This is a genomic window from Burkholderia sp. 28_3 (assembly GCF_003253915.1).
GTDB classification, from domain to species: domain Bacteria; phylum Pseudomonadota; class Gammaproteobacteria; order Burkholderiales; family Burkholderiaceae; genus Burkholderia; species Burkholderia cenocepacia.
The window spans coordinates 1-22,440 of the sequence record NZ_QKZF01000046.1; the positions used below are offsets into that span (position 1 = coordinate 1).

At 61.9% G+C, this 22,440-nt stretch carries 26 protein-coding genes and 3 pseudogenes; 15 read left to right on the forward strand and 14 right to left on the reverse strand.

What is annotated here, in order from left to right; genetic code table 11:
* Positions 1-91: 91 nt before the first annotated feature.
* The 14 genes and pseudogenes from DFS13_RS38385 to DFS13_RS38445 form a co-directional block, all read left to right on the forward strand.
* Positions 92-286: pseudogene (locus DFS13_RS38385) on the forward strand (integrase core domain-containing protein); the annotation flags it as partial.
* A 75-nt stretch (positions 287-361) separates the two neighbouring features.
* Positions 362-613: pseudogene (locus tag DFS13_RS40535) on the forward strand (sigma factor-like helix-turn-helix DNA-binding protein); the annotation flags it as partial.
* Positions 614-874: pseudogene (locus DFS13_RS40540) on the forward strand (NrsF family protein); the annotation flags it as partial.
* 389 nt (positions 875-1,263) lie between these two features.
* Complete coding sequence (locus DFS13_RS38395; RefSeq protein WP_046544053.1) at positions 1,264-1,848, forward strand: cytochrome b/b6 domain-containing protein; 585 nt, start codon at positions 1,264-1,266, stop codon at positions 1,846-1,848.
* A gap of 10 nt (positions 1,849-1,858) precedes the next feature.
* Positions 1,859-2,647, forward strand: coding sequence for a molybdopterin-dependent oxidoreductase (locus DFS13_RS38400; RefSeq protein ID WP_046544054.1), 789 nt, complete (start codon positions 1,859-1,861; stop codon positions 2,645-2,647).
* Positions 2,648-2,726: 79 nt separating this feature from the next.
* Positions 2,727-2,948, forward strand: coding sequence for a hypothetical protein (locus tag DFS13_RS38405; RefSeq protein ID WP_027810694.1), 222 nt, complete (start codon positions 2,727-2,729; stop codon positions 2,946-2,948).
* Positions 2,949-3,187: 239 nt separating this feature from the next.
* On the forward strand, positions 3,188-3,838 hold the full coding sequence (locus DFS13_RS38410) for an NrsF family protein (RefSeq protein ID WP_027810695.1): 651 nt from the start codon (positions 3,188-3,190) through the stop codon (positions 3,836-3,838).
* A 955-nt stretch (positions 3,839-4,793) separates the two neighbouring features.
* Positions 4,794-5,696: a hypothetical protein gene (locus DFS13_RS38415; RefSeq protein ID WP_143282323.1), complete on the forward strand. Its 903-nt coding sequence runs from the start codon at positions 4,794-4,796 to the stop codon at positions 5,694-5,696.
* Entirely contained in the window at positions 5,689-6,150 is a 462-nt protein-coding gene (locus tag DFS13_RS38420) for a cytochrome c (protein WP_034175753.1), read from the forward strand. Before DFS13_RS38415 ends, DFS13_RS38420 begins: the two co-directional genes overlap by 8 nt.
* A gap of 77 nt (positions 6,151-6,227) precedes the next feature.
* A complete protein-coding gene (locus DFS13_RS38425; RefSeq protein WP_046544056.1) occupies positions 6,228-6,854 on the forward strand; it encodes an SCO family protein in 627 nt (208 codons plus the stop codon).
* A 16-nt stretch (positions 6,855-6,870) separates the two neighbouring features.
* A complete protein-coding gene (locus DFS13_RS38430) occupies positions 6,871-7,395 on the forward strand; it encodes a TlpA disulfide reductase family protein (RefSeq protein ID WP_027810698.1) in 525 nt (174 codons plus the stop codon).
* A gap of 13 nt (positions 7,396-7,408) precedes the next feature.
* Positions 7,409-8,578 (forward strand): protein-disulfide reductase DsbD, encoded by a 1,170-nt coding sequence (locus DFS13_RS38435; protein ID WP_027810699.1) that lies wholly within the window; start codon positions 7,409-7,411, stop codon positions 8,576-8,578.
* Between the two features lie 14 nt (positions 8,579-8,592).
* Positions 8,593-9,102, forward strand: coding sequence for a protein-disulfide reductase DsbD domain-containing protein (locus tag DFS13_RS38440; protein ID WP_048985210.1), 510 nt, complete (start codon positions 8,593-8,595; stop codon positions 9,100-9,102).
* A 52-nt stretch (positions 9,103-9,154) separates the two neighbouring features.
* Complete coding sequence (locus DFS13_RS38445; RefSeq protein ID WP_027810700.1) at positions 9,155-9,592, forward strand: DUF411 domain-containing protein; 438 nt, start codon at positions 9,155-9,157, stop codon at positions 9,590-9,592.
* Positions 9,593-10,054: 462 nt separating this feature from the next.
* Here DFS13_RS38445 and DFS13_RS38450 read toward each other — a convergent pair whose 3' ends face one another.
* From DFS13_RS38450 to cueR, 14 genes are all read right to left on the reverse strand, one after another.
* Entirely contained in the window at positions 10,055-10,687 is a 633-nt protein-coding gene (locus tag DFS13_RS38450) for a TlpA disulfide reductase family protein (RefSeq protein WP_027810701.1), read from the reverse strand.
* On the reverse strand, positions 10,684-11,358 hold the full coding sequence (locus tag DFS13_RS38455) for a cytochrome c family protein (protein ID WP_046544057.1): 675 nt from the start codon (positions 11,356-11,358) through the stop codon (positions 10,684-10,686). Before DFS13_RS38455 ends, DFS13_RS38450 begins: the two co-directional genes overlap by 4 nt.
* 325 nt (positions 11,359-11,683) lie before the next feature.
* Entirely contained in the window at positions 11,684-12,298 is a 615-nt protein-coding gene (locus tag DFS13_RS38460; protein WP_027810703.1) for a class I SAM-dependent methyltransferase, read from the reverse strand.
* 57 nt (positions 12,299-12,355) lie between these two features.
* Positions 12,356-13,306: a hypothetical protein gene (locus DFS13_RS38465; protein WP_027810704.1), complete on the reverse strand. Its 951-nt coding sequence runs from the start codon at positions 13,304-13,306 to the stop codon at positions 12,356-12,358.
* 69 nt (positions 13,307-13,375) lie between these two features.
* Complete coding sequence (locus tag DFS13_RS38475) at positions 13,376-15,763, reverse strand: heavy metal translocating P-type ATPase (RefSeq protein ID WP_080289696.1); 2,388 nt, start codon at positions 15,761-15,763, stop codon at positions 13,376-13,378.
* A 359-nt stretch (positions 15,764-16,122) separates the two neighbouring features.
* Positions 16,123-16,776 (reverse strand): peroxiredoxin, encoded by a 654-nt coding sequence (locus DFS13_RS38480; protein WP_027810705.1) that lies wholly within the window; start codon positions 16,774-16,776, stop codon positions 16,123-16,125.
* Between the two features lie 141 nt (positions 16,777-16,917).
* On the reverse strand, positions 16,918-17,577 hold the full coding sequence (locus DFS13_RS38485) for an isoprenylcysteine carboxylmethyltransferase family protein (protein ID WP_027810706.1): 660 nt from the start codon (positions 17,575-17,577) through the stop codon (positions 16,918-16,920).
* A 73-nt stretch (positions 17,578-17,650) separates the two neighbouring features.
* Entirely contained in the window at positions 17,651-17,887 is a 237-nt protein-coding gene (locus DFS13_RS38490) for a thioredoxin family protein (RefSeq protein WP_223274314.1), read from the reverse strand.
* A gap of 28 nt (positions 17,888-17,915) precedes the next feature.
* Positions 17,916-18,584 carry a peroxiredoxin gene (locus tag DFS13_RS38495; protein WP_159068964.1) on the reverse strand — a complete coding sequence of 223 codons (669 nt, stop codon included), beginning with the start codon at positions 18,582-18,584 and terminating at the stop codon, positions 17,916-17,918.
* Complete coding sequence (locus tag DFS13_RS38500; RefSeq protein ID WP_046544059.1) at positions 18,559-19,506, reverse strand: cytochrome c biogenesis CcdA family protein; 948 nt, start codon at positions 19,504-19,506, stop codon at positions 18,559-18,561. The genes DFS13_RS38495 and DFS13_RS38500 overlap by 26 nt, the downstream gene beginning before the upstream one ends.
* A 151-nt stretch (positions 19,507-19,657) precedes the next feature.
* Positions 19,658-19,888, reverse strand: a complete 231-nt coding sequence (locus DFS13_RS38505; RefSeq protein WP_239664339.1) for a DUF2933 domain-containing protein — start codon at positions 19,886-19,888, stop codon at positions 19,658-19,660.
* 74 nt (positions 19,889-19,962) lie between these two features.
* Positions 19,963-20,277: a hypothetical protein gene (locus DFS13_RS41065; RefSeq protein WP_027810709.1), complete on the reverse strand. Its 315-nt coding sequence runs from the start codon at positions 20,275-20,277 to the stop codon at positions 19,963-19,965.
* 136 nt (positions 20,278-20,413) lie between these two features.
* Positions 20,414-20,767, reverse strand: coding sequence for a hypothetical protein (locus DFS13_RS40090; protein ID WP_143282321.1), 354 nt, complete (start codon positions 20,765-20,767; stop codon positions 20,414-20,416).
* A 60-nt stretch (positions 20,768-20,827) separates the two neighbouring features.
* Complete coding sequence (gene cueR, locus DFS13_RS38515; RefSeq protein WP_063777000.1) at positions 20,828-21,289, reverse strand: Cu(I)-responsive transcriptional regulator; 462 nt, start codon at positions 21,287-21,289, stop codon at positions 20,828-20,830.
* 911 nt (positions 21,290-22,200) lie between these two features.
* Here cueR and DFS13_RS40550 point away from each other — a divergent pair.
* Entirely contained in the window at positions 22,201-22,383 is a 183-nt protein-coding gene (locus DFS13_RS40550; RefSeq protein WP_143330922.1) for a hypothetical protein, read from the forward strand.
* Positions 22,384-22,440 lie beyond the last annotated feature (57 nt).

Here is a 22,440-nt window from a genome sequence, read left to right on the forward strand (position 1 = left end):
GAACCAGTTTGCTATCCTGTTCGGCGAGCGATTCACGCAGGCGCGTGGATAACCTGTTGTTCAACCGCCTCGCCCACAAAAATGCGGACAGGTTCAGCGGCTATGGCGGAGTGTGAAATATGAATAGGTATATTTAAAACCGTATGAATCGGTGAGCCAGGCCCGCGAGTCGATCGCCGCTTACATGACGTGGTACAACCGGCAACGGCCTCATTCCAGTCTGACCGACCGGACGCCGGACGAGGCTTACTTCGCGATGCTGCCTGCGATCAAAACGGCAGCTTAACGATCAGCGGCTTCCACTTTAAATCGCGAAACGACTGTCCGAACGTACGGAGCCACCTCTGCCTGCCTGATACAACGTCGCCGGGGCCGTGCGGCATCACGCGAGATGTCGCTCGACCCCGACCACGAAACCTTGGCCGGCCACGGAGCGAATCTTATGGAGGAGGCAGCCGATTCGCGGGTGCTGCGCGACGCGCCCTCCCGGTTACCACAGGGCCAGCGCGACGCGATCCGGACGCTCAAACTCGAGGAAATGTCGTTGAAGGAAGCGGCCGTCGCGAGCGGCATGACGGTTGCCGCCCTGGAGGTCGCGGTCCATCGCGGGGTCACGCTCGTGCTCACCGGTGTGCCGCTTTCGTTGACACTGCTGATCATGCTGCGCCATGCCGCACGTCTCGCGCCGGTGCCCGTGGTCATGGCGGGAAGCGTTGCCGTCTCCGCGATGACGGCGGTCGCGCTATCGCTCTATCATCCGCTCGACGCCACGATGATGATTCTCGCGTGGAACGTCGGGCTGATAATCGTCCTGTTGATCGCGAGCGCGTCGTACGGCGCGCGGCTGTTCCGTTGGGTCGGAGCGGGCGAGTGATTAGCGGATGGGATTTCGCTCTCCTTCTTGCGACGCCGCAATTGCCACGAACCTTCTTCGCAAGCACGCCAACGTCGAATCTCGACATAACAGGATGGTCGGACACGGTCTCAAGTGTTGGTCGACGCGGAGCGTGCCGGTACTTCGGCGACGAGCGGGTCTTGCAGCCGGTTCAAGCAGACGAAAGCGGCGGCAAGACGCTCGTGGCTGACGGGCGGCGGAGCTGCACGTCGTGCAGCCGTCGAAATGTGCCAGAAAATCGCGGTCGGCAGTACCAGCTAAATCTACAATCTGATACATGCGGCATCGTCACCGTCACGCATGGGCGCAAGGGACAGCGGCGAGCTGCAGGCGACCGCTCTGACGGTGTGCGGTTAAGAGAGGCGATCATGGCGATTCATCCGATCTGGCTACGCATCACGCACTGGGTGAACGCACTCGCCGCGATCGTGATGGTGCTGTCCGGCTGGCGCATCTATGATGCGTCGCCGATCTTCAAAGGATTCATGTTTTCGCCGGACATTACGCTGGGCGGGTGGCTCGCCGGCGCGCTGCAATGGCATTTCGCGGCGATGTGGGTATTGGTTTTCAACGGCATCGTCTATCTCGTGCTGAACCTCGTGACCGGGCGCCTCTTTCGTAAATTCTTTCCGCTGGCGCCGGTGGCCGTGCTGCGCGATCTCATGCGAGCGCTGGCTGGGAAGCTGCATCACGACGATTTGCACAACTACAACGCGGTGCAGAAACTCGCCTACCTGATTGCGATCATCGACTTGATCGTACTGGTGCTGTCCGGGATAGTGCTCTGGAAATCAGTGCAGTTCCCGCTGCTTCGGGAATTGATGGGCGGTTACGAGTCCGCGCGCATCGTCCATTTCTGCGCGATGGCCGTGCTGGTAGCGTTCGTCGTGGTGCATGTCGCGATGGTCGCCGTGGTGCCCCGCTCGCTGCTGACGATGATCCGCGGACGCTGAGGAGATTGCGATGTCCATTAGGCAGAAGATCAGTTTTCCTGTCAGCCCGTCGCTCGATCGCAAGTCGATCCTGAAAGACGCGCAACGCGAACTGGCGCTGCCGTCGCGGCGCCTCTTCACCCAGCGCGCGCTGACGCTCGGCGGCCTCGCGATGCTGACGGGCTGCAGCCTCACCGACGACCAATCGGTCAACGCCTTCCTGATGCGGGTGTCGCGGATGAACGACCGCGTGCAGGCGTGGCTGTTCGACCCGACCCGGCTGGCGCCGACTTACACCGAAGCGCAAATCACGCGGCCGTTTCCGTTCAATGCGTATTACGGAATAGACGAGGTGCCCGACGTGGACGGCTCGAACTACCGGCTGCAGATTGGCGGCCTTGTGACCGGAAAGCGCACTTGGACGCTACCGGAGCTGTACGCACTGCCGCATGCCGAACAGATCACGCGTCACATTTGCGTGGAAGGATGGAGCGCGATTGGCCGCTGGGGCGGGACGCCTTTCCGCGAATTCCTGCAGCGGATCGGTGCGGACACGTCGGCAAAGTATGTCGGCTTCAAATGTGCGGATGACTATTACGGAAGTATCGACATGGCGACGGCGCTGCACTCCCAGACACTGCTGACGTTTCAGTACGACGGCAAGACGCTGCCGCCCGAATACGGCTTTCCGATGAAGCTGCGGATGCCGACAAAGCTCGGCTACAAAAACCCGAAGCACATTATGGAGATGTTCGTCACAAATACGTACCCTGGCGGTTACTGGGAAGACCAAGGGTACAGTTGGTTCGGCGGCTCCTGAGGCGCGAAGGAACGCGTAGCGGGCGCCCTCGACGCAGCCGGCGATCCGTCGGAATCAAGTAATGAACAAGGAGCGCAAAATGAAGAACTTGATCATTGCTGCATGTTCCGCTGGCCTATTGATGGCGGGCGGTGCAACGTTTGCACAAGCGAGCGGCGTGATGAGTAACAATGCGATGTCGTCCGAAACGCTGGCTGCCAGCGGGACGATGGCCAAGACACCGATGAAGCATCAAAAGAAAATGATGAAAAAGCAAGACAGCGGGATGGGGAACCACGCCTCCGGCGCGAAGGGCTACTAGCCCTCTGAGCCAGAAGAGTCGCACTGCATAGTGCTGCAGGTGCCGGAGGCTCTTCGACCGGATGAGCGCGTGACGGAGGCGCAGTGGGATGCGATCCGGATCACTGGAAATGCGACGAAGCGTCGTTAGCATGGGAAGCTGCGGTGGCCAGCGGGATCCCGACGGCCACGCCGAAGGTCTGCGACACACCGGGCGCGGCACAATCAGCGTCAGCCGAGCGGAAAGCGGGGAGGCGAAGCATGACATCTACCCAGGATCTGATCGAATCGCTGGTCGCCGAGGCAAAACCGGTTCGACGCCTGCTGCCGCCTACGCTGCGGGCGGCATGCTGGCTGGCGTTTGCAGCCCTGATATTGACGCTGGTGGCACTCGAACACGGGGTGCGGCCGGACTTGATGAATAAGCTGGGTCAGCCCACTTTCGTCACCGGCGTGGCAGCAGCAACCACCGGCGTTCTCGCCGCGGTGGCCGCTTTCATCGTCAGCGTTCCGGGCCGCTCACGGCGGTGGTTGCTGCTTCCCGCGCCCGCACTCGCCGTGTGGATAGCTACCATCGGTTACGGGTGCCTCACCAATTGGATCAAAATTGGGCCGGACGGTATATCCGCCGGGGAAACCGCGCGCTGCTTCGCCACGCTGACCCTCACCGGCACGCCGCTGTCACTACTGATGCTTGCGATGCTGCGCCACGCAGCGCGCTTCGCGCCGGTGCCCGTAGCGATAATGGGCGGTCTCCGTTCGGCCGTGACAACGATAGCGCTGTCACTACTCCATCCGCTCGACGCAACGGTGATGGTTCTCCTGTGGAATTTCGGCGTTACAGCTCTCCTCCTCGTGCTCAGTGCCTGGTATGGGCCACGGCTGTTGGGGTGGCTCGCGCCGCAGCGATGACGAGCTACGCTTGTCATCGCCACTCCCGGGGCGCGAACGCGGACGTGGAGTCGTCGCCGCCACCCCACCTGACACGTCGATTCAGCGATCAGCTCGCGTGCCCCTGACGCGTGAAACCCATCCGGGACCGCCCGGGGCGACGCAGCCGCGTGCCGATACGCCGGCATCATGCGGAAATTGCTGCGATGCACTGCGCAAGCAGCGGTGGACGGATGATCGAACTTCGGCCGCCTTCTCACGCAACGTTCAATTCAATGTTGCCGATCAGCGCGAATACTTTGATATAGTCTTCGTCATGCTTGCGCCATTGCCGGGGCGTCCGTCCCCCCTTGTATGACCGCTGCAGTCCGCCTTCTCCTTTCGCTGTTCGTTTGTCTGGCCTTCCTGGGACAGGCGGGAGCGGCATTGTCAGCGTCGGGGGAATGCGCGGAAGGTTCGGCGATGGCAACGGGAACGGTGGCAGCCACCGCCGATTGCTTGCCAGCGGACGCCAGCCAGCATGCGTTGATGGGCAAGCCGTGCAAGGCTGCTACGGTGTGCAGTCCCACCATGCCGGTACTCCAAGCGGATTCCAGTCTCCCTGATTCTCAATATCAGCGGTTCCGCTATCCCCACCTCCCCTCGCATTTCATCCTGCAGGACTTCCCGCGGACGCTGCTGCGTCCTCCCAGTCTCGGCTGATTTTCCTTCGCGTCCGCAGCACGACGGTGTCGTTTCGTCGCACTGCGCGATTAGTCCGTTGGCCGATTGCCGCCTTCGACGACGCACCGCTCCGTCCGCCATACCACTGCGGAAAAGACGGATTTCGCCGCCTATCCCGCGTGTGGGATTGAAGCCTGCGCGCTGAATTGTGTCCCGTCCGTCGGCTGAGGGCCGGCGGGCGCGGTTGCGGTGCGGACGAACGGATTGACCGGAAATCGTCGGCAAACGGGAGTCGTTTGTCTTGGAGACTTCAATGAAACCCAAAAAAGACGGCAAGCGCAGAATCTTCGGACGGTGCAACTTGCCAGCACACGCGCTGAGCGTGGTTGTTGTCCTGTTCACTGGCTTGCTCGCGCTGCACGATGCCAGCGCGGATGCGCTGACGACGGCCGCGCGAAGCCCGATCGTCGCGCTCGGGATCGACGCGTCCCACCATGTGCTGCTGAAAGCTACCGTCGATGCGCTCTACCGGAGCGTCGACGACGGGCGGCATTGGAATCGAATCGCGCTGCCGCAAACGCATGGCCGCGTCTTGGCCATCGCGACGTCGGCGCGGCGACCGGGCCTGCTGTACGTCGGCGGGCCCGGTCTGGGCGTCCTTCGTAGCGACAACGACGGTCAAAGCTGGCAATCGACCAACGCGGGACTGCCCAGCCGTACCGTCGAGGCCCTTGCCACGCATGCCGATCAGGCCGATACGGTTTACGCCTATGTGGCCGGGCGTGGAATTTTCCGGAGCCAGAAGGACGGACGGGATTGGCGCCTGATGGATGCCGGACCGCGAGCCACGATCCTGCGTCTTGTTCACTCGAACATGCCCGGCAGCATGCAGACCGGCTGGCTGTTGGCCGCGACCTCGAACGGCGTCAGCCGGTCGATGGACTGCTTCTGCGGCTGGCGCAAGGCCGGCGGGCTGACCGGCAAAGTGGATGCGGTCACCTACGATCCACGCGAACCGCAGCAGATCTACGCGGCTTTGGGCAAGGAACTCCTGCTGAGCCGGGACGGCGGCGAGCAATGGACGCATCTGGCCGCGCCCGGCCCGGCGATCACCGCTCTGCTAGTCACCCCGGACGGGGTGCTGTACGCGGCTGGCGACGGCGCGCTCTTTCGCCGCGCAGATCACGCAGGAACATGGGAGCGCCTCGATGGCTAAGCCGACACCCGCCGCGTTCGCCGCGCTGCTCACGCTGGCGCCGCTCGCGCATGCCGGCGATACCTCGGCATCGCCGCACAGGTTCGACTTGCTTAAGGCCGGCCTGACGATATACCAGCAAAACTGCGCGTCGTGCCACGGGCCACACGGTGAAGGTGCACCGAACTGGCAGCAACCCGATGCATTGGGCGAGATGCCCGCGCCCCCGCACAACGCAAAGGGACACACGTGGAAGCACGCCGATGGCATGTTGTACAAGCTCGTCCACGACGGTTGGCGCGATCCGTTCAACAAGACCGAGCGGCTGACCATGCCGCCCTTTGGCGCCACGCTGACGCCGATCGAGATTCGCAGCGTGATCGAATATCTGAAGACGATGTGGACACCTGAACAACGCGCATTCCAGCGGTCCGAGAGTCGCGACGCATCGTTTCCGCCGGAGGCTCGGCAATGACACCGGCCTCCCGAACCTGTTCGCCCGCTGACGCAATCCGACAGCCGCCAGTCACGCGCCACCATAAAGGATCGTATATGCAGTTTCGCAAGCCCCCAGTGACCCATGCCAAGCCGTTGTGCACGGGCCGGCGTACCGCGTTGCGTTACCTGTCGCTCGTGCCCGCCGCGATGCTGCTGGTCGCGTGCAGTCGGACGCCCGACTTCAAGGGCTTGGACATCAGCGCATCGCCACTGACGATGACCGTCACAATGACCGACCATACGGGCCGGCGGCGGTCGCTGGCCGATTTCCGGGGAAAGGTCGTCGCGGTGTTCTTCGGGTACACACACTGCCCGGACGTATGTCCGACGACGATGGCGGAGCTTGGACGGGCGATGCAGCAACTCGGCAAGGACGCCGGTCAGGTGCAGGTACTGTTCGTGACTGTCGATCCCGAGCACGACACCTTGCCCGTGCTACGGCAGTGGGTATCCGCGTTCGATCCGCGCTTTCTCGGCTTGCGCGGCACGCCGGAGGAACTGAAGACCGCGACCAGCCAGATGAAGGTGTTTGGCGGCCGATCCGGAGAACCGAGCGATAACACCATTATGCATAACGGCAATGTCTTCCTGTTCCACACAAAGGGCGCCGTGCGCGTGCTGGAGCAGACCGGTGCCGATGCCACGACACTCGCGGCGGACATACGGCAATTGCTGGAATGAAATCATGAGGCCCGACATGACCGCGACGCGCAGATTCAGGCTTTCAATCGGCAAGGTCGCCGCCGCGCTGGTAACGGCCGCTCTTCTCGTATCCGCATACCTCGCACTGGCTCCGACGAAGTCCGTGCCGAAGGCGACCTTCGTCCTGCTGTCGGGCCAGAAGCTGACGACGGCCGACCTGCGCGGCAAGGTATATCTGGTCAATTTCTGGGCGACAAGTTGCGCGACCTGCATCAAGGAAATGCCACAGATGATTGACACGTACAACAAGTTCAAAGGGAAAGGATTCGACTTCATCGCGGTATCGATGAAGTACGACCCGCCAGTGTACGTCGTCAACTACACCCGTACGCACGGACTTCCTTTCAAAGTGGCAATGGACTCGGACGGCGGCCTCGCTCAGCAATTCGACAACGTGAACATGACGCCCACGACTTTCGTGGTCGACAAAAAGGGGGAGATCCTGAAACGAATTCTCGGCGAGCCCGACTTTCCCGCGCTGCATCATCTGATCGAGCAGGCGCTCGCGCAAGCTTCCTGATGAGTGTGCCGACATGCTGTCTCTGCTCTTCGTTCAGATTCCGCTCGCGTTCGGCGCCGGCGCCCTGCTCAATCTCACGCCGTGCGTGCTGCCAGCCATCCCCCTCAAGGTTCGCGCGATCCTGCGCGAAACCGGGCAACGGCTGAGCGCGCGCGCGATGTCGGCCGCGCTGTTTACCGCCGGATCGGTACTTTTTTTTGCGGCGCTGGGATTGGCTACGGCGCTGCTGCATTTGCATTGGGGCGTCCTGTTTCAATCGCGGATCGTGTTGACCATGTTGAGCGCGCTGCTGCTCGCGCTGGCGATCGCCAATTTCGGCTGGCGTGGGCTGCGCCTGCCCGCCGTGATCGCGTCGGCGCATGGCGTGAAGTTTCTCGAGCCTTTCGTTTCCGGCCTGGTGTGTGCGTTGCTGTCGACACCGTGCACGGGACCGTTGCTGGGCGGTGTCCTCGTATTCGCGCTCGCGCAGCCGGCACCGAATATCGTCGCGCTCTTCGTGTCAATCGGCGTCGGGCTCGCGTCGCCCTACGCTCTTCTGATTCTCCGGCCTGCGCTGCTCCTGCGTTTTCCGCGCGCCGGCGGCTGGTCCGACGTAGTGCGCCAGAGTTTCAGCTGGATCCTGTCCGGCGCGGCGATTTTCTTCGTTCGCAGTGTCTTGCCTGCGGCCTGGGAACCGCTGCTGTGGTTTGCATTTGGTCTCGGCGTGCTGGCATGGGCGTGCGCAGTCTTTGTACGCAGCAAAGACCGCGGTTCGCGCCGCGCGGTCGTCATCGTCGGCGTCGTAACAGCGGTGATGGTCAATGTCAGCACCGGTTTCGGATCATCCGCGGCGCGCAGCATCGCCTGGCAACCACTGCACGATCGCGACTTGGCAATGCTGCCGGTACTCGGGCGCCCCGCCATCGTGGAATTCACTGCGCAATGGTGCATCAACTGCAAGGTCCTTGAGCGCAGCGTGTACCAGGCCGATAACGTTGCCGAGGCCATTCACCGACGCGGCGTCGTGCCGTTTCAGGCCGACCTCACACGACCCGATCCCGCGCTCGAACGCCTGCTTGCTTTCTACGGCGGAGTGGGGCTGCCGTTCGTTGCGGTGCTCGATCGCGATGGGCGCGAGGTACAACACTTTTCCGGCCTGTTCACCGCCGGAAGCCTTGTGGACGCATTGAATGCGCTGAAGTAAATGGAGAATCCTTGATGAAGAAGAATGTCAACCGTGTGCTCGCCGCGTCGGCCGCCGTCGTCGTGCTGGCCGTCGCCGCGGCCTTCGTCTGGATCGAGGCTGGCCCGCGCGCTCACCTCCCCTCCGTCACCGACTCGCAAGCGATCGGCATGGCTGACTCGTCTCGATACGTGAGCGCCTCCGTCGCTGCACGTGACCACCACGCCGAGTTGACCTTGCATATCGCCACCGGCTGGCATGTGAACGCCAATCCCGCGTCGCTCGAATCGCTCATTCCGACGACCCTAACGCTTCAGGGCGAAGGCGCATCGCATGATGCGCAGGCCGTTTATCCGCCCGGTAGAAACAGCGGGATCGTGATCGACGGCAAGGACATTCAGGTGTACGAAGACGGTACGGTCATCCCGTTCACGGCTCCCTCGAACCTCAAGAGCTACCGTGTCGTGGTGCACGTGCAGGCCTGTAGCACCCAGGGCATCTGCCTGCCCCCGGCGAACGTCGTCGCTTCGATGGACACGACGTAACCAGCAGCATTCGTTTGTTTAGTCACTCACCTCACGACGAAGGAGTCCTGTCATGCGTTACCTCAAGATGTGCCTGCTGATGATCGCCGCGCTCGGCGTGCAATTGTCCGCGCTGGCGGCTGAAATTCCCGTGAAGATGTACAAGAACCCGAATTGCGGGTGCTGCGATGCATGGGCGAAAGACCTCGCGGCGAATGGCTTCAAGGTGGAGACAATCAATACGCCCAACCTGGTATCGATCAAGAAACAATACGGCGTGCCTGAAAGCCTGGAAGGGTGCCATACGGCGATCGTAGGCGGCTATGTCGTCGAAGGGCTCGTCCCTGCGAATCTCGTCAAGCGCCTGCTGAACGAGCATCCGGCGATCAAGGGGATCGCCCTGCCGGGCATGCCGGCCGGCGCGCCGGGGATGCCGGGGTCCCGTAAAGGGCCGCTGACCGTCTACGAATTGCAGCCAGGGCCAGCGCCCACAGTCTTTGCGAACTTCTGAGGGCTAGGATGGCGCAGCACCGACGTCCAGAAGCATGCGCGCATGCGTGAATGCCACGTCTTGCTGTCGGTGTCCCTGCTACTGCTGCGGCGCCGGGTCTAGGCGGTTGCCCGACAAGACGCACTGTGCAAGAGCGCCGCGGCGCAACGTCCACGCAGACGGTGCTGGCCGGAGAGTCGATTAGGGTGCTGTCCTGCCGTGATCGATTGTCAGGTCTCGACCGTCTTTTACGGGGCTCGCGCGTATCGCCGAGCCCCCTTTTTCACAAGGGAAAATTCAGCCCGGAACCGGCCCGGATCTCCAATCCGGCGTTTTCCGTGCTGCCCGTGACGCGCTCGCGATAAGGGAGCAGCATGGCATTGCGCGATCGCCCGATCGCAGTGCCGTGGCATGGTGGTGTGGCGTTAAAGACCCAAATCTCGATCTCCTCATGTGAGCGTGCGATTCGGGGGGGCCGCTCGCTCACGGCGTGGCCGGTAGATAACGCCGGATCAGTCGGAGCATTTGAGGATCGTCCCACGTGGCAGGCCCCAGCTTGCGGCCCACTTCGCGGCCGTTGCGGTCGATCAACAAGGTGAGCGGTATGCCCGTTGAGGCCAGAGCCGCGACATCGTGGAAGGTATCGAGATATGGGCGCAGGTGTTTAACGCCAATCTCGCGAAAGAACGCCTGCACCGCCGGCAAGCCGCCCGCGTCAAGAGAAACTGCGACGACTTCAAAACTCGGTCCGCCGAGCGCTGCCTGCAGACGATCCAGTGTCGGCATCTCATCACGGCACGGAAGGCACCAGGTAGCCCAGACGTTCAGCAGCACGACTCGGCCACGAAACGCGCTCAGGCTTGTCGCGGTGCCCTTGTCGTCTGCGAAACGCAGCGTTCCGAGCTCGCGTGGACGCGGATGAATGACAACGCCGTTTACAATATCATCCGAAAACCAGCTCCCGTAAGCAAAGCCAGCACCCGCCAGGCCCGTGACGCTCAGCATTGCAAGCCACGCTCGTCTCGACATGCGCCAGTTGCGCTCGCCGTCATGCCGCTCTGCGGTATCGCTTGGCGGGATGGGTTCGTCGGATCGGTCAGGGCGGCGTTGATTCATGTGCACTGCCTTCGAATAAATCCGGAGATTTCCTCCGGACGCGAAAAAATCACAGCGGCGCGGTCACCCCGCATGCCGGTGCCAACGAGTACGGGCGTACCCGGACGCGGGCCGTCGACGCTGCCGTCCGTTTTGAACCGCAGATTGAACTCCCAGAACGTATGTAGCTTTCCGTCGGCCGTCGACAGGCGGTACGTGTCGCCGCAGTAGTGGATGGCGGTCAGCTGCGAAGCCGCGCCTGCCGCCTTCAGGTTCGGCAGGCCCTGGTCCGGGACCGACACACGACCGCCGGAAACCGCCTCGAGATAAGCGAGCAGATCGGCCCGCGTGCGCGCGTCCGCAATGCCCGGAAAGTCCATCGCGTTGCCGGGAACCCGTGCCGCGGGGTCCTTGAGCCACGCATCCAGGTGCTCTTTGTCCCAAACCAGGCCCGACCGTTTCAGCGCATCCGAATAGCGCTGGAAACCAGCGGCTGTGCCCGCCTTGCGGCCCCATACGTTGGCGAGGCTCGGCCCCGTCATGTGTCGCCCCGGCGCGAACGAGTGGCAGGCCATGCACTCGCGGGCCGCCTGCGCGCCGCGCATGAGATCGCCTTCTGCTCGAACTGGACCGCCGAAGGCAAACGTGACCAGGGTAGCCAGAATCGTTGGGGGGCGAAGCGGCGAGATCATTGAACGGCTCCAGTTGGGTACCGGGTCAAATTGCGGCGACAGCACGCAAAACGGCGACGGGTGAAGCTCTGCCCGCGTCCTGCGGTTGTATCGTGCCCCCCATCCGTCTCGTCATCGTTCTATCCCGTGCGGCACTTTCCGCGTGAAATTCCAAGGTGTTCGATTACGACCTCCACTTGACGCGGCCGCGAACACAGCTGCGGGTCGAACGCATGCCAAAACTCGCCAACTGCCACAAATGGCGCAGTCAAATCGAAAGAATTTGGCAAGGCAATCGTTCGCGACCATGCGCCGCGGTCACGTCCGATATCGCGACGCCACGATCTCAGCATTTCCGCGCAACGCCCTCGTAGAAATACGTGAAACATCTGGGTCCCGGCGCGTAACCGGTACCGATTTGGTCGAACCCGAAACCTGCACGCTCGATTAGCGAGCGGATCGGACGGTTCAAGTGACAGCCGCCGCTGACGCAACACCAAGCGGGCGTCAGCCGATCTTGCCAGCGTCGCACACCGGGCTCCGGCGCAAGACCATGCTCGACGAACAGCAAGCGCCCCGAGGGCGTCAGCACCCGCCGGATTTCCTGCAACGCTCGATCGGCATCCGGAATCGAGCACAGCGTCCAGGTGCTGACCGCCGTGTCGATGCTCTGGTCCGGAAGCGGAATGCATTCCGCAGACGCCATCAGGAAATCGACCGGCGCGCCAGCTTGCATGACGTGACGGCTCGCCATCTTCAACAGTTCCGCCGACGGTTCCAGCGCGAATACGCCGCGTACATCTTCGCGATACAGCGGCAGATTCAGGCCCGAGCCCGAACCGACCTCGAGCACGCGTCCCGCTGCGCCTCCGACGACGCGCTCACGGTACGGGACCAGCATCGCCTGACCCATCGCCAGATCGCAGAGCCGAGGAAAAATATAGCGACTGTAGATTCCCATCAAATGCCCCTTTCGATGTCGCCGAACTCGGCGAAGGTACGCGACGGCGCTCACGTCTTACTCCCGTCGCACGATATGCGGCGCGGCCAGTCGCGCGGCGTTGTCGCCGGGCATGCCGCACGATGCCGACGCCTGTTGCGGTAGCGGCCCGGATACCTTCTTCCGCTCCAGCACGTCGGCCACATTCCGTTGCCACCCGCTCAACGACGAATAGTCCTGTCCCAGCACGAGCCGTGGCGACACCGTATGCCACGCTTGCTGGCGAAGATGCGTAAAGACCATCGACGTCATCGCATATTGGGACGTGAACCAGTACGAATTCGCTACCCGCGCGATCCGGAACACCAAGTCAGCCGATGCACCTTGCGACGCAGCCAACTCGATCATTCCAAGGAGAGCCGAGCCGTGATTGCAGTCCTGATAGAAAGTCGAGTTGTCGCAGCATGGCCGATAGGTGTTCGTCGCGACCTCGAGAGCGATTGCTTCTTGCGCAGGCGTCAGACGCATCGTGTCGATCCGGTCGAAATAGACGTAGCCGTTGCTTGCCTGACCGAGCGTCCAGCCGCCCGTGCTCGCAAATGATGGCAGCCGGACCGTTCGCATCGGGCTGTGCTCGTTGAAGCGGGCGCGTGTCGCCAAGCCGAGCGGCCAAAGCAAATGAAGCAGATACGGCGCATTCTCGGCGGAGAACACGATCGGCGACGACGACGGCCCGACGAATAGGTGCTCGACCCAATCCGGAAGGCGCGCCTTCGCACCAATCACTGCGCGGTATTTGTCGGGGACGATCACGCCCGCTGCCACCAGCCGATGAATCGCATCGCCAAAAGCGACTCTCGTGTCGACGCCCTGTCTTGGAACGACATCGTCGACGTAAATCTGATAACGCCCGTTCGATCGATCTTCGGACGCGCCGGCAGCCGGGCCGCCGTAGTATCCGGCCAGCGCTGCCAGTGCGCATAAGAAACGGCGTCGGGTGAAGCCATCGATCCCGTATGTTCGTTCCATCGTCGATCTCCCCGCTTCGCGTTTGCATTGTCTTGCGCATCGCCGTCGGGAAACGGCCATTCACGCGTGTCAAATTCTGACGCTTCTCAATCTCAACGCATTCGAGATTACCGACGCCGAGCTCAGGCTCATTGCCAGCGCCGCGATCATCGGCGACAGCAGCCAACCGGTCAGCGGATAAAGCACGCCGGCCGCCAGTGGCACGCCCAACGCGTTGTAGACGAATGCCCACGCCAGATTTTGCTTCATGTTGCGCACCGTGGCTTCGGACAACGCTCGCGCCCGCGCGATGCCGCGCAGATCACCCTTTACGAGGGTCACCTGAGCACTGTGCATCGCGACATCCGTCCCGGTTCCCATCGCGATGCCGACATCGGCTTTCGCAAGTGCCGGCGCATCATTGATGCCGTCCCCGGCCATGCCAACGACCGCGCCTTCGTTCTGCAGTCTCGACACCAGCGCCAATTTATCGGCCGGCTTACTTTCACCATGGTATTCACCGATCTTGAGACGTTCTGCGGTGGCCTTGACGGTCGCAGTCCCGTCACCGCTCGCGACGACAACCCGGATGCCGGCTTCCTGCAGCGTGCCAAGTGCCTCAGGCGTAGTCTCCTTGATCGGATCGGAGACAGCTACCAAGCCGGCGAGCGCACCGTCCACTGCGAGGTACATGACGCTCGATCCCTGCTCGCGCAACGTGTCAGCGCGCGTGGCAAGCGGCCCAATATCGGCACCGATCTCATGCATCAGCGCGGCGTTGCCAAGTGCAAGTGGCGTCCCTGCAACCGACCCGCGCACGCCAAGTCCAGCGAGCGCCGTGAAGTCCGTCGCCGATTCGAGCGCCAGCTTGCGCTCCACCGCAGCCGTGACGAGCGTGGCGGCCAGCGGGTGTTCGCTGCCCTGATCCAGACTCGCCGCCAAACGCAGCACCTCGTTGTCGGCAAAGCCGTTCGCGGCGAGCGCCTCCGAGAACGCCGGCCGCCCCATGGTCAGCGTCCCGGTTTTGTCGACGACGAGGGTATCCACCTTCCGCAGATGTTCGATTGCGGCCGCGTCACGGAACAGCACGCCGTTCAATGCCCCCTTGCCGTTCGCCACCATGATCGACATCGGTGTGGCGAGGCCCATCGCGCATGGGCACGCGATGATCAGCACCGCGACAGCGTTAATCAGTCCAAACACCCAGCCGGGCTGCGGCCCCCACAGTCCCCACGCGACGAACGTTGTCAGCGCAATCGCGATCACCGCCACCACGAACACACCGGCCACCTTGTCGGCCATGCGCTGCATGGGCGCCTTGGAACGCTGTGCGTGCGCGACAAGTTCGACGATTTGTGCCAGGACCGTTTGCGATCCCACTTTTTCCGCGCGGATGACGAAACTGCCTGACGTATTCAGCGTCGCGCCGATCACGTGATCGCCCAAATGCTTCGGCACTGGCATCGCCTCGCCGGTGATCATAGCCTCGTCGATTGTGCTGGCGCCAACTACGACGACGCCATCGACCGGGACTTTCTCACCGGGTCGCACCCGCAAGCAATCATCCGGACGAACATCGGTCAGCGGCACATCCTCTTCCGTTCCGTCCACCATGATTCGGCGAGCCGTCTTGGGTGCAAGTTCGAGCAATGATCGAATCGCGGCCGATGTCTGCGCGCGTGCCCGCAGTTCGAGAATCTGGCCGAGTAGCGTCAGCGACAGAATCACCGCCGCGGCCTCGAAATACACCCCCACCCTGCCGTCTACGACGAAAGTCTGCGGGAAGGCATCCGGCACGGCAGTCGCCACGACGCTGTAGATGAACGCCGCACCGGTGCCGAGTCCGATCAGCGTCCACATGTTCGGACTACGCTGGAGCAATGACTGCACGAAGCGCGCAAAGATCGGCAGGCCGGCCCACAGCACGACCGGCGCGGACAACGCCAGTTCCACCCAGTTCTGCATCAATGGAAATGCTCCGCCGATCCGGTGGCCGAACATGGCGATCAGGAAGGCAGCGACGGAAAACGGCAAGGTCCGCCAGAATCGACGGCGGAAATCGACCAGTTCCGGGTTTACTTCGTCGCTCGTGTCCGGTATCAGTGCCTCGAGTGCCATCCCGCACTTCGGGCAGTGGCCGGGATGATCCTGGCGGATTTCGGGATGCATCGGGCAGGTATAAACCGTGCCGTCCGGCGCTTTGCTCGGCATATCCTCTCCAGTCGAGTCGACGTATCGCGCCGGATTCGCTTTGAATTTCCGCAGGCACGATTCGCTGCAGAAACTGTATGCGTGGCCCATGTGACGAGTCTGGTACGGAGTATCCGCCGTTACGGTCATTCCGCACACTGGATCCTTCAGTGATGAAGTGTTCGCACCGTTTCGAGCGTCATCAACCCGTTTGGCTTGACCGGATGCGCTGGGTTCTGCGGTGCTGCGATGCACGCAAGAGGCGTGGTCGTCGTGCTGCTTGTCCATTCGATCTTGCTCCTTCAACGAATACGGTTGAACCGATTCGGCAACGCCTCGCGGGCACCATTGCCACGGCGCGGGATCAGCAGTTTGTCCGGTCCCGTTGTGGTGCGGCTTTAGTTACACGATCGACGTCGCCCCGGTGGGAAGGTCAAGCCGGTCGCCTGATACACACGTGCAGTTAAATCTCTTCGCAGTCGATTCACTACTTTCCCCGTCGCAGAAACTGCTCTCGCACGACTGGCGATTCCGTCGTCCGCCGTCGCGGCACAACAATTGTGTCGTCGATGAATCCCCATTTTGTCGGCGGAACCCTGCGCTAATGGGACGCCGGGATACTCTCTGGCGCCCCCGCGGATTCAGATCTAGCCAGGCTGCTTCACGTAACGAAGGTAAGGTTTCAGGGTTTTGAAACCCAGCGGATACTTCTTCTTCGCATCGTCGTCCGACACCGAGGTCGGGATGATGACGTCGTCGCCGGGCGTCCAGTTCACCGGCGTCGCGACCGTGTGCTTCGCGTTGAGTTGCAGCGCATCGAGCAGGCGCAGCACCTCGTCGAAATTACGGCCCGCGCTCATCGGGTAGACCAGCATCGCCTTCACTTTCTTGTCGGGCCCGATGATGAACACCGAGCGTACGGTCGCGTTGTCGACCGCGGTGCGCGGCCCGCCGCTCGCATTCGGGTGAATCATGTCGTACAGTTTTGCGACCACCAGATTGTCGTCGCCGATCATTGGATAGTTGATCGCGTGCCCTTGCGTCTCCTCGATGTCTTTCACCCATTTCTGGTGATCGCTGACGGGGTCGACGGAGAGCCCGATGATCTTCGTGTTGCGCTGATCGAATTCCGGCTTAAGCCCGGCCATGTAGCCGAGCTCCGTTGTGCATACCGGCGTGAAGTCCTTCGGATGGGAAAACAGGATTGCCCAGTGATCGCCGATCCACTCGTGAAAGCGGATCGTGCCCTCGGTACTCTCGGCGGTGAAATCGGGTGCTTCGTCTCCAATGCGAATAGCCATCTTGTGCCTCCATACGGAAAGTGAATCAAGAAACGACTGCCACGCTCACCGTGGCCGCCTTCGTACGCGTCAACATCGGCCACAGGTCTCGATCATTCGGGTTCGCACAGCCGACGCCTCCACGGGGCCAGCGCAAGCTTGTTACCACCTCAACGGATTCAGGAGTACGCTCCAATGGTCGAGGCGAGGAACGAACATCGGTACACGGCGCGCATACTCTTTCCAGACCGGACCGAACCGTCCAGACATTTCGCGCTCCTCCTTGCGAGCGAGACGCACATACGCGAACACGATCGCCGGAAACAGGGCGAGTGTCGCGACCGTCGGCCAGTGAACGACCTGACCGAACACGGCGAGCATGATGCCCACGTACTGAGGATGTCGTATTGCGCTGTACAGCCCGTCGTCCGCGAGTTGGTCATCGCGCCGCGCCAGATAGACCTCTCGCCAGCCAAAAGCGAGCATGGCCAGACCGAGCACAACGAAGACGCCCCCGATCAGCATTTCGAGTATCGCGCCCATTTCGCCATAGCCGAGCAGTGTTGCCCACAAGTGCCCCGTGAACGACGTACGCGGGATATCGAGACCGAAGAATCCAGACAGCAGATAGATCGTGAGCGGAAATCCGTACATCTCTGCGTACAGGGCGATGATGAAGGCTTGGACGAGTCCCGCGCCCGTCCATTCTCGCCAGCGTTTCGGTGCCGCGAATCGGTAGAGGATCCAGCTGGCTGCGACGATCATGATCGCAACCAGCCCCCAATGGCCGTAGTGCGCAGCGAAGCCAGCCTCATCATCCATGTCCTTTCTCCTTGCCATCGCCTCGACCCGGGTGCTTCACGGGACGCAATGCGCCGGCAAATACCATCCGTCACTACAATCGCCGTTCAAGTTCCCTACGGAGCAGCCTTTCCGATGGACGGCCATAGCAAACGGCGTCACCGTCGATCAACACACCCGGCGGAAAATAGATGCCGCCCTGGATGGCAAGTGCTTCGCCCTCCGCCGACTGGAAGGCAATTGTTTCGACGGCCAACGGATACTCGGCCGCGAGGCGGTCGAGTATCGCGATAGCATCGACGCAGAACACACAATCGTCCTGCGTCAGCACGGTGATTCGTAGCGTTCTCATCCGCACCTCATCCAGGGATTCGCATGCCTTGCCGCATGTCGGCGATCAGATTCGGGACCGGCAGGTACATCGTATAGTCGGGGGCGCCACCGTAATCCGCGCGCCACCGAATACGACCGTCAGGACCGACCAGAACGAACGAATGTCCGTCACGGCTTCGTCCCATCATGCCGTAGTCGTTCGCGTGATATGCCGACGACACTGCGAGATCAGGATCAGACAACACCGGATAGGACAGCGACATGTCCTTTGCCACGCGCCTCATCACGTCGACTGGATCCGACGCGATGGTGACGACGGAATCGACGCCGAGCGCGCGGAGCTGATCGGAATGGGTGGCGAGGTCTTTCGCCTGGTCCCAGCAAGGCTGACACGTCACGCCCTCCTGGAAATACAACAACACGGATTTGCCTCGCATGCCGCTCAGGTCGAAGACATTACCGTCGGTGCTCATCAATCGAATCGGCGGGGCGAGTTGACCCGGGCCCGGATCGCCTACCTGAAACCGGTACTTGCCCGCGAGCTGCCCGAATGCCCCCCCACGCCCCGCTTCCTGTTGTGCGTGGATCCAAAAGATCGCGGCCACCAATGCGACCAAAACAGCCAGGCCAGCCGACAGCACAAGCACGCGCCGTGAAGCTGCTTGCCCGTCAGAGAATGGTTGTATCTGCTTCATGATCTCCTCCATCTGCGTGATGCTTCGTTGACGGCGTGTTGTGTTGCTTTTCGGTGAGCGCCTGACCGTGCCACTGCGCGTGCGCGCGTACGGCCAGCGCGCCGACCGCGATGACGAGACCGAGTGCGGCGAGCCAGTTCGGTACCCAGGAAAGCGCGGTCGTGACGATCCGCCCCAGATGCTGCAACCTCACCGACAGCATCAGCGCCCAATGGCTCGGCGTGGGCATCGACTGATCCGCGAATGCGATCCACACCGTCGCTGCTCCCATCACGGCAAGAAGCAGCCCGCTTGCGAGCGCAGACGCCGATAACGTGCGTTGGATCGGGCCGAGCCGCCATGTGATCCGGCGTGCGCGAAACAACCCGCTCGATCGCCAGTCGACCCGGTCCCACAACAGCGACACAATGAATAACGGCGCTACCATGCCGAACACGTACGCGCTGCCGAGACCAATCGCGATCGCAATCGACGGCGCGACGCTCGACAGCGCGATCACCCCGGCGAGCACCGGCGCGCAGCATGAGCTGGCCACACCCGAAAACATCCCGAGCGAGTAGACGCCAAGCGGCCCGGCGGGCGTCGCCGCGCGCCGGCCTGGCATCGGCAGTTGCAGCTTTCCGCCCAGCAACGTGAATACCGCCATGCCGATCATCACGAGTCCGCCGGCGAGATACACGAACAGATGCCGAGTAACGAAGAGTTGCCGCAGCGCGACCGCGCCCATCACCAATGGCAGGATGATGGTCGCGATCCCAGCTGCGAACACGAAGCTCATTGCAACCAGCTTGCGGCGATTCTGAAACGAGCTTGCGAAATACGCGGGCAGCATCACCGAAATGCAGCACGGCGCAAACAGCGCGATCATGCCGGCAATGAAAGCCGCGATGACCGACCCGCCAAAGAAAATGCTGGTTTCCATCGTGTCGTCCTGTGGCCGGCTCGCGCCAGCGATACGTTGGATCGTTGCACCGCCTGCTTGTCATTCATCCGATAGGCGGTGCCCGCCACGGAAGCCGTGCTGCGATTGCATCAAGCGCGTATTTGCGACGCATGGCTTCCACCGTTCACACTCAGTGCTTTCCGTGCGATTCGTTCGACGACAGACGTTCCTTGTTCGCGTTGTCGGAAGACGCAGGCCGGTCGCTGTGCGAGTTCATGCCCTTCATCATGAAGAACATCGACAACGGACAGATCAGGAACAGGAGGAACGGTCCAGCGCTCACGACGAGCGCGCGAAACTGCGGCAACGCAAAATAGGCGGCTGCCAGGACGGCGAGCATGATGCCGCCGATGACCAGCATGTTCTTCGTGCATTTCATGATGTGACTCCTTGAGATTCAGAATTCGGGAAGCTTGGCGTCAGTCGGACGCGTTGCTATTTCGACGGTGAGGTTTGGACCTTGTCGGCGTACTTGAGCATGATGTCGCCCATCGCCTTCATCATTTCGCCGTGCATCTGCATCGCGAGTTTCTCGTTGCCCGGCGGCAATTGGCCCATCATCGGGCAACCTTGCATCATGGCGCCGCCTTTCATATGCCCGCCCATCATCGAGCCGCCCATCATGGATTGATCCATGGTCGATCGAGACGATGCCGACGAAGAATGCGAGTCGGCGGCGATGCTCAGACCGCTACCGGCGAGTAGCGTGATCACGAGCAACGGCATGACGAAAATGCGTTTGGTGTTCATGGTGTGTTCCTCCTGTCAAAGGCGTATTGGTGCACTCCTGACCAGCTCGCGATCCTTACGAAATTGGTCGAATCGACGAGGAATGGCGAGTGCGATCGAACCGCGACGGCGGTTTCCGATCAGGGAACAGCAGGAGTTAGAGTGCTTGCGGCGGGCGCTGAGGCAGTTCTGGAATGAACTGGGATGCCGACGGTACGTTACGGAGTGCGTACGTGGAGGAAGACGTCACAGGGACAGTGACGATCGTCGCCGACGGTATCGCCAGCATGGTACAGGATGCCGTGCCCGCGCTGGTTTGACAGACGGGTTGATGATGCTGACCGCCGTCCGGCGCCGTGGCATGCACGCTGGGCATCGCGTTCAACATGTGTGCCGTACCGGCCGGAGAAGTCGAGACGGGCGACGCGCTGTGCTGACAAAGCAGTGCCGGCGTGGAGAAGCCCGCAATGGGCAGCCACGCAATCAGGAACATCAGCACCAGTTTGACCATCCACCTCACGGTCGCCCCCTTGGGTCTTCGCCTAGCACGTAAAGATTCGTCCCAGCATCGTCAGCCCTGTGAATCCAAGCCGCCGATTGTTGCCGACGACGCTACAGATTGATGAGCGAGTCGGCGAATCTCCTGACCACTGTCAATCGACTCGAGAATCGGACAAGCGGGTCGGTCATCACCGGCGCAATGACTGGCCAGATGGTCGAGCGCGCTACGCATCTCGAGCAACTCCGCGATCCGCGTATCAAGCTCGGCGATCTGCAACGAAGCAATTTTCTTGACTTCGGCACTCGCGCGATCGCGCTCTTGCCAGAGCGCGAGCAAGTGCCGGATTTGCTCGATCGGAAAGCCCAGTGTGCGCGCTTGATGAATGAACCGCAGCACCTGGACATCGTCTGCACCATAGATTCGATACCCGCCAACCGTGCGCCCTGCCGCCGGCACCAGATTGATGCTCTCGTAGTAGCGGATCATTTTCGGGGTAACCCCCGACGCGCTCGCGGCTTGTCCGATATTCATGGTGTACCTCGATATCGCCGAATCTATGTTCCGCTACGCCGCGCGTGATCTTTGCAAACGGCCGCACGCAGGACCTCTCACATCTTGATTCGACTCTAGGCGATACAACGGCGGGAATGTCAAGGTTTTTTGAGGGGCGAGCGAAGAAAAATCCTCGGATAAATACTCTTGACATTCCGTTCGTGGCAATGCGCATAATTCGGGCCATCGCTTTCAACTGCCCGGCCCACCGTTCAGATACCATGCGCCGCCCTGTCAAACGAGCACTCGTCGCCATTGCCGTGATGTTCACGCTGATTTTCAGTCAGTTGTGGATTTCGGCGTACGCGTGTACGACAGTCACGGGTGACGCACGGGGCACATCGTCGATGGTTTCGGCGATCCCAGCCAACAGCCACGGCGATCTCCAGGATCATCACGTCGGTGTGACATGCCACGCGCACTGCGACAACAGCGCGCAACCGGATCACGCCGATCAACCTGTCCCGGCGCCACTCGTGTGGCTGCCCTTGATCTGGGGACACTCGAGCATTCTGACACTCGCGCTGCAGCCGGATCGGCCGGCGCATGTCGAGCCCCTCCTCGTGTCGGCGCCCCCGCCATCACGCATCCTCTTCCAGGTATTCCGCACTTAATCCCGGTCGACTGATCGTGGCCGTGCCCGCACATGCTGGCATGTGTCCGCGCTCGCACGCACCATCGCGCTTCCAGCCCTGCTAGCGCACGTGTTGACGCATGACGTCGATGCGCGGTGCGTTCGCGCGCCCGCGCTTCCGTCGTTCAATCGTTCCTCGGACGCAAGGGCTGTCGCAGCCGGAAGCGGCTTGCAGGTATCGGCGAGCGCTGAGCCCCTTTTTCGTGAATGTGCCATTGCACGTCACAGAATTTCGTCAATTTCAAGGAAGTTAATCATGAGCAAGTTTTCGCTGTTGAATCGCGCCACCATTGCCGTGGTGCTCGTTGCGCTGTCCGCCACCGCTTTTGCAGGTGGAGGCGGCGGCTCGCGTGGTCCGGGGCCGTATCCGTATGCGTCAACCGGAACAACCACCGCAACGCTAAGAGACGGTTTCAAAAAGGCCCCGTGGGGCTGTTAACTTTCGCGGTGAGCTGTTAACCTCAGGCATCGGAACAACCGAGACTGAGGAGATGGC

Bases quoted from the DNA above. Each gene is read 5' to 3' on its own strand.
- DFS13_RS38395 (WP_046544053.1), top strand. From the start codon at position 1,264: ATGGCGATTCATCCGATCTGGCTACGCATCACGCACTGGGTGAACGCA.
- DFS13_RS38400 (WP_046544054.1), top strand. From the start codon at position 1,859: ATGTCCATTAGGCAGAAGATCAGTTTTCCTGTCAGCCCGTCGCTCGAT.
- DFS13_RS38405 (WP_027810694.1), top strand. From the start codon at position 2,727: ATGAAGAACTTGATCATTGCTGCATGTTCCGCTGGCCTATTGATGGCG.
- DFS13_RS38410 (WP_027810695.1), top strand. From the start codon at position 3,188: ATGACATCTACCCAGGATCTGATCGAATCGCTGGTCGCCGAGGCAAAA.
- DFS13_RS38415 (WP_143282323.1), top strand. From the start codon at position 4,794: ATGAAACCCAAAAAAGACGGCAAGCGCAGAATCTTCGGACGGTGCAAC.
- DFS13_RS38420 (WP_034175753.1), top strand. From the start codon at position 5,689: ATGGCTAAGCCGACACCCGCCGCGTTCGCCGCGCTGCTCACGCTGGCG.
- DFS13_RS38425 (WP_046544056.1), top strand. From the start codon at position 6,228: ATGCAGTTTCGCAAGCCCCCAGTGACCCATGCCAAGCCGTTGTGCACG.
- DFS13_RS38430 (WP_027810698.1), top strand. From the start codon at position 6,871: ATGACCGCGACGCGCAGATTCAGGCTTTCAATCGGCAAGGTCGCCGCC.
- DFS13_RS38435 (WP_027810699.1), top strand. From the start codon at position 7,409: ATGCTGTCTCTGCTCTTCGTTCAGATTCCGCTCGCGTTCGGCGCCGGC.
- DFS13_RS38440 (WP_048985210.1), top strand. From the start codon at position 8,593: ATGAAGAAGAATGTCAACCGTGTGCTCGCCGCGTCGGCCGCCGTCGTC.
- DFS13_RS38445 (WP_027810700.1), top strand. From the start codon at position 9,155: ATGCGTTACCTCAAGATGTGCCTGCTGATGATCGCCGCGCTCGGCGTG.
- DFS13_RS38450 (WP_027810701.1), bottom strand. From the start codon at position 10,687: ATGAATCAACGCCGCCCTGACCGATCCGACGAACCCATCCCGCCAAGC.
- DFS13_RS38455 (WP_046544057.1), bottom strand. From the start codon at position 11,358: ATGATCTCGCCGCTTCGCCCCCCAACGATTCTGGCTACCCTGGTCACG.
- DFS13_RS38460 (WP_027810703.1), bottom strand. From the start codon at position 12,298: ATGGGAATCTACAGTCGCTATATTTTTCCTCGGCTCTGCGATCTGGCG.
- DFS13_RS38465 (WP_027810704.1), bottom strand. From the start codon at position 13,306: ATGGAACGAACATACGGGATCGATGGCTTCACCCGACGCCGTTTCTTA.
- DFS13_RS38475 (WP_080289696.1), bottom strand. From the start codon at position 15,763: ATGGACAAGCAGCACGACGACCACGCCTCTTGCGTGCATCGCAGCACC.
- DFS13_RS38480 (WP_027810705.1), bottom strand. From the start codon at position 16,776: ATGGCTATTCGCATTGGAGACGAAGCACCCGATTTCACCGCCGAGAGT.
- DFS13_RS38485 (WP_027810706.1), bottom strand. From the start codon at position 17,577: ATGGATGATGAGGCTGGCTTCGCTGCGCACTACGGCCATTGGGGGCTG.
- DFS13_RS38495 (WP_159068964.1), bottom strand. From the start codon at position 18,584: ATGAAGCAGATACAACCATTCTCTGACGGGCAAGCAGCTTCACGGCGC.
- DFS13_RS38500 (WP_046544059.1), bottom strand. From the start codon at position 19,506: ATGGAAACCAGCATTTTCTTTGGCGGGTCGGTCATCGCGGCTTTCATT.
- DFS13_RS38505 (WP_239664339.1), bottom strand. From the start codon at position 19,888: ATGCTGGTCATCGGCGGCATCATGCTCGCCGTCCTGGCAGCCGCCTAT.
- DFS13_RS41065 (WP_027810709.1), bottom strand. From the start codon at position 20,277: ATGAACACCAAACGCATTTTCGTCATGCCGTTGCTCGTGATCACGCTA.
- DFS13_RS40090 (WP_143282321.1), bottom strand. From the start codon at position 20,767: ATGGTCAAACTGGTGCTGATGTTCCTGATTGCGTGGCTGCCCATTGCG.
- cueR (WP_063777000.1), bottom strand. From the start codon at position 21,289: ATGAATATCGGACAAGCCGCGAGCGCGTCGGGGGTTACCCCGAAAATG.
- DFS13_RS40550 (WP_143330922.1), top strand. From the start codon at position 22,201: ATGAGCAAGTTTTCGCTGTTGAATCGCGCCACCATTGCCGTGGTGCTC.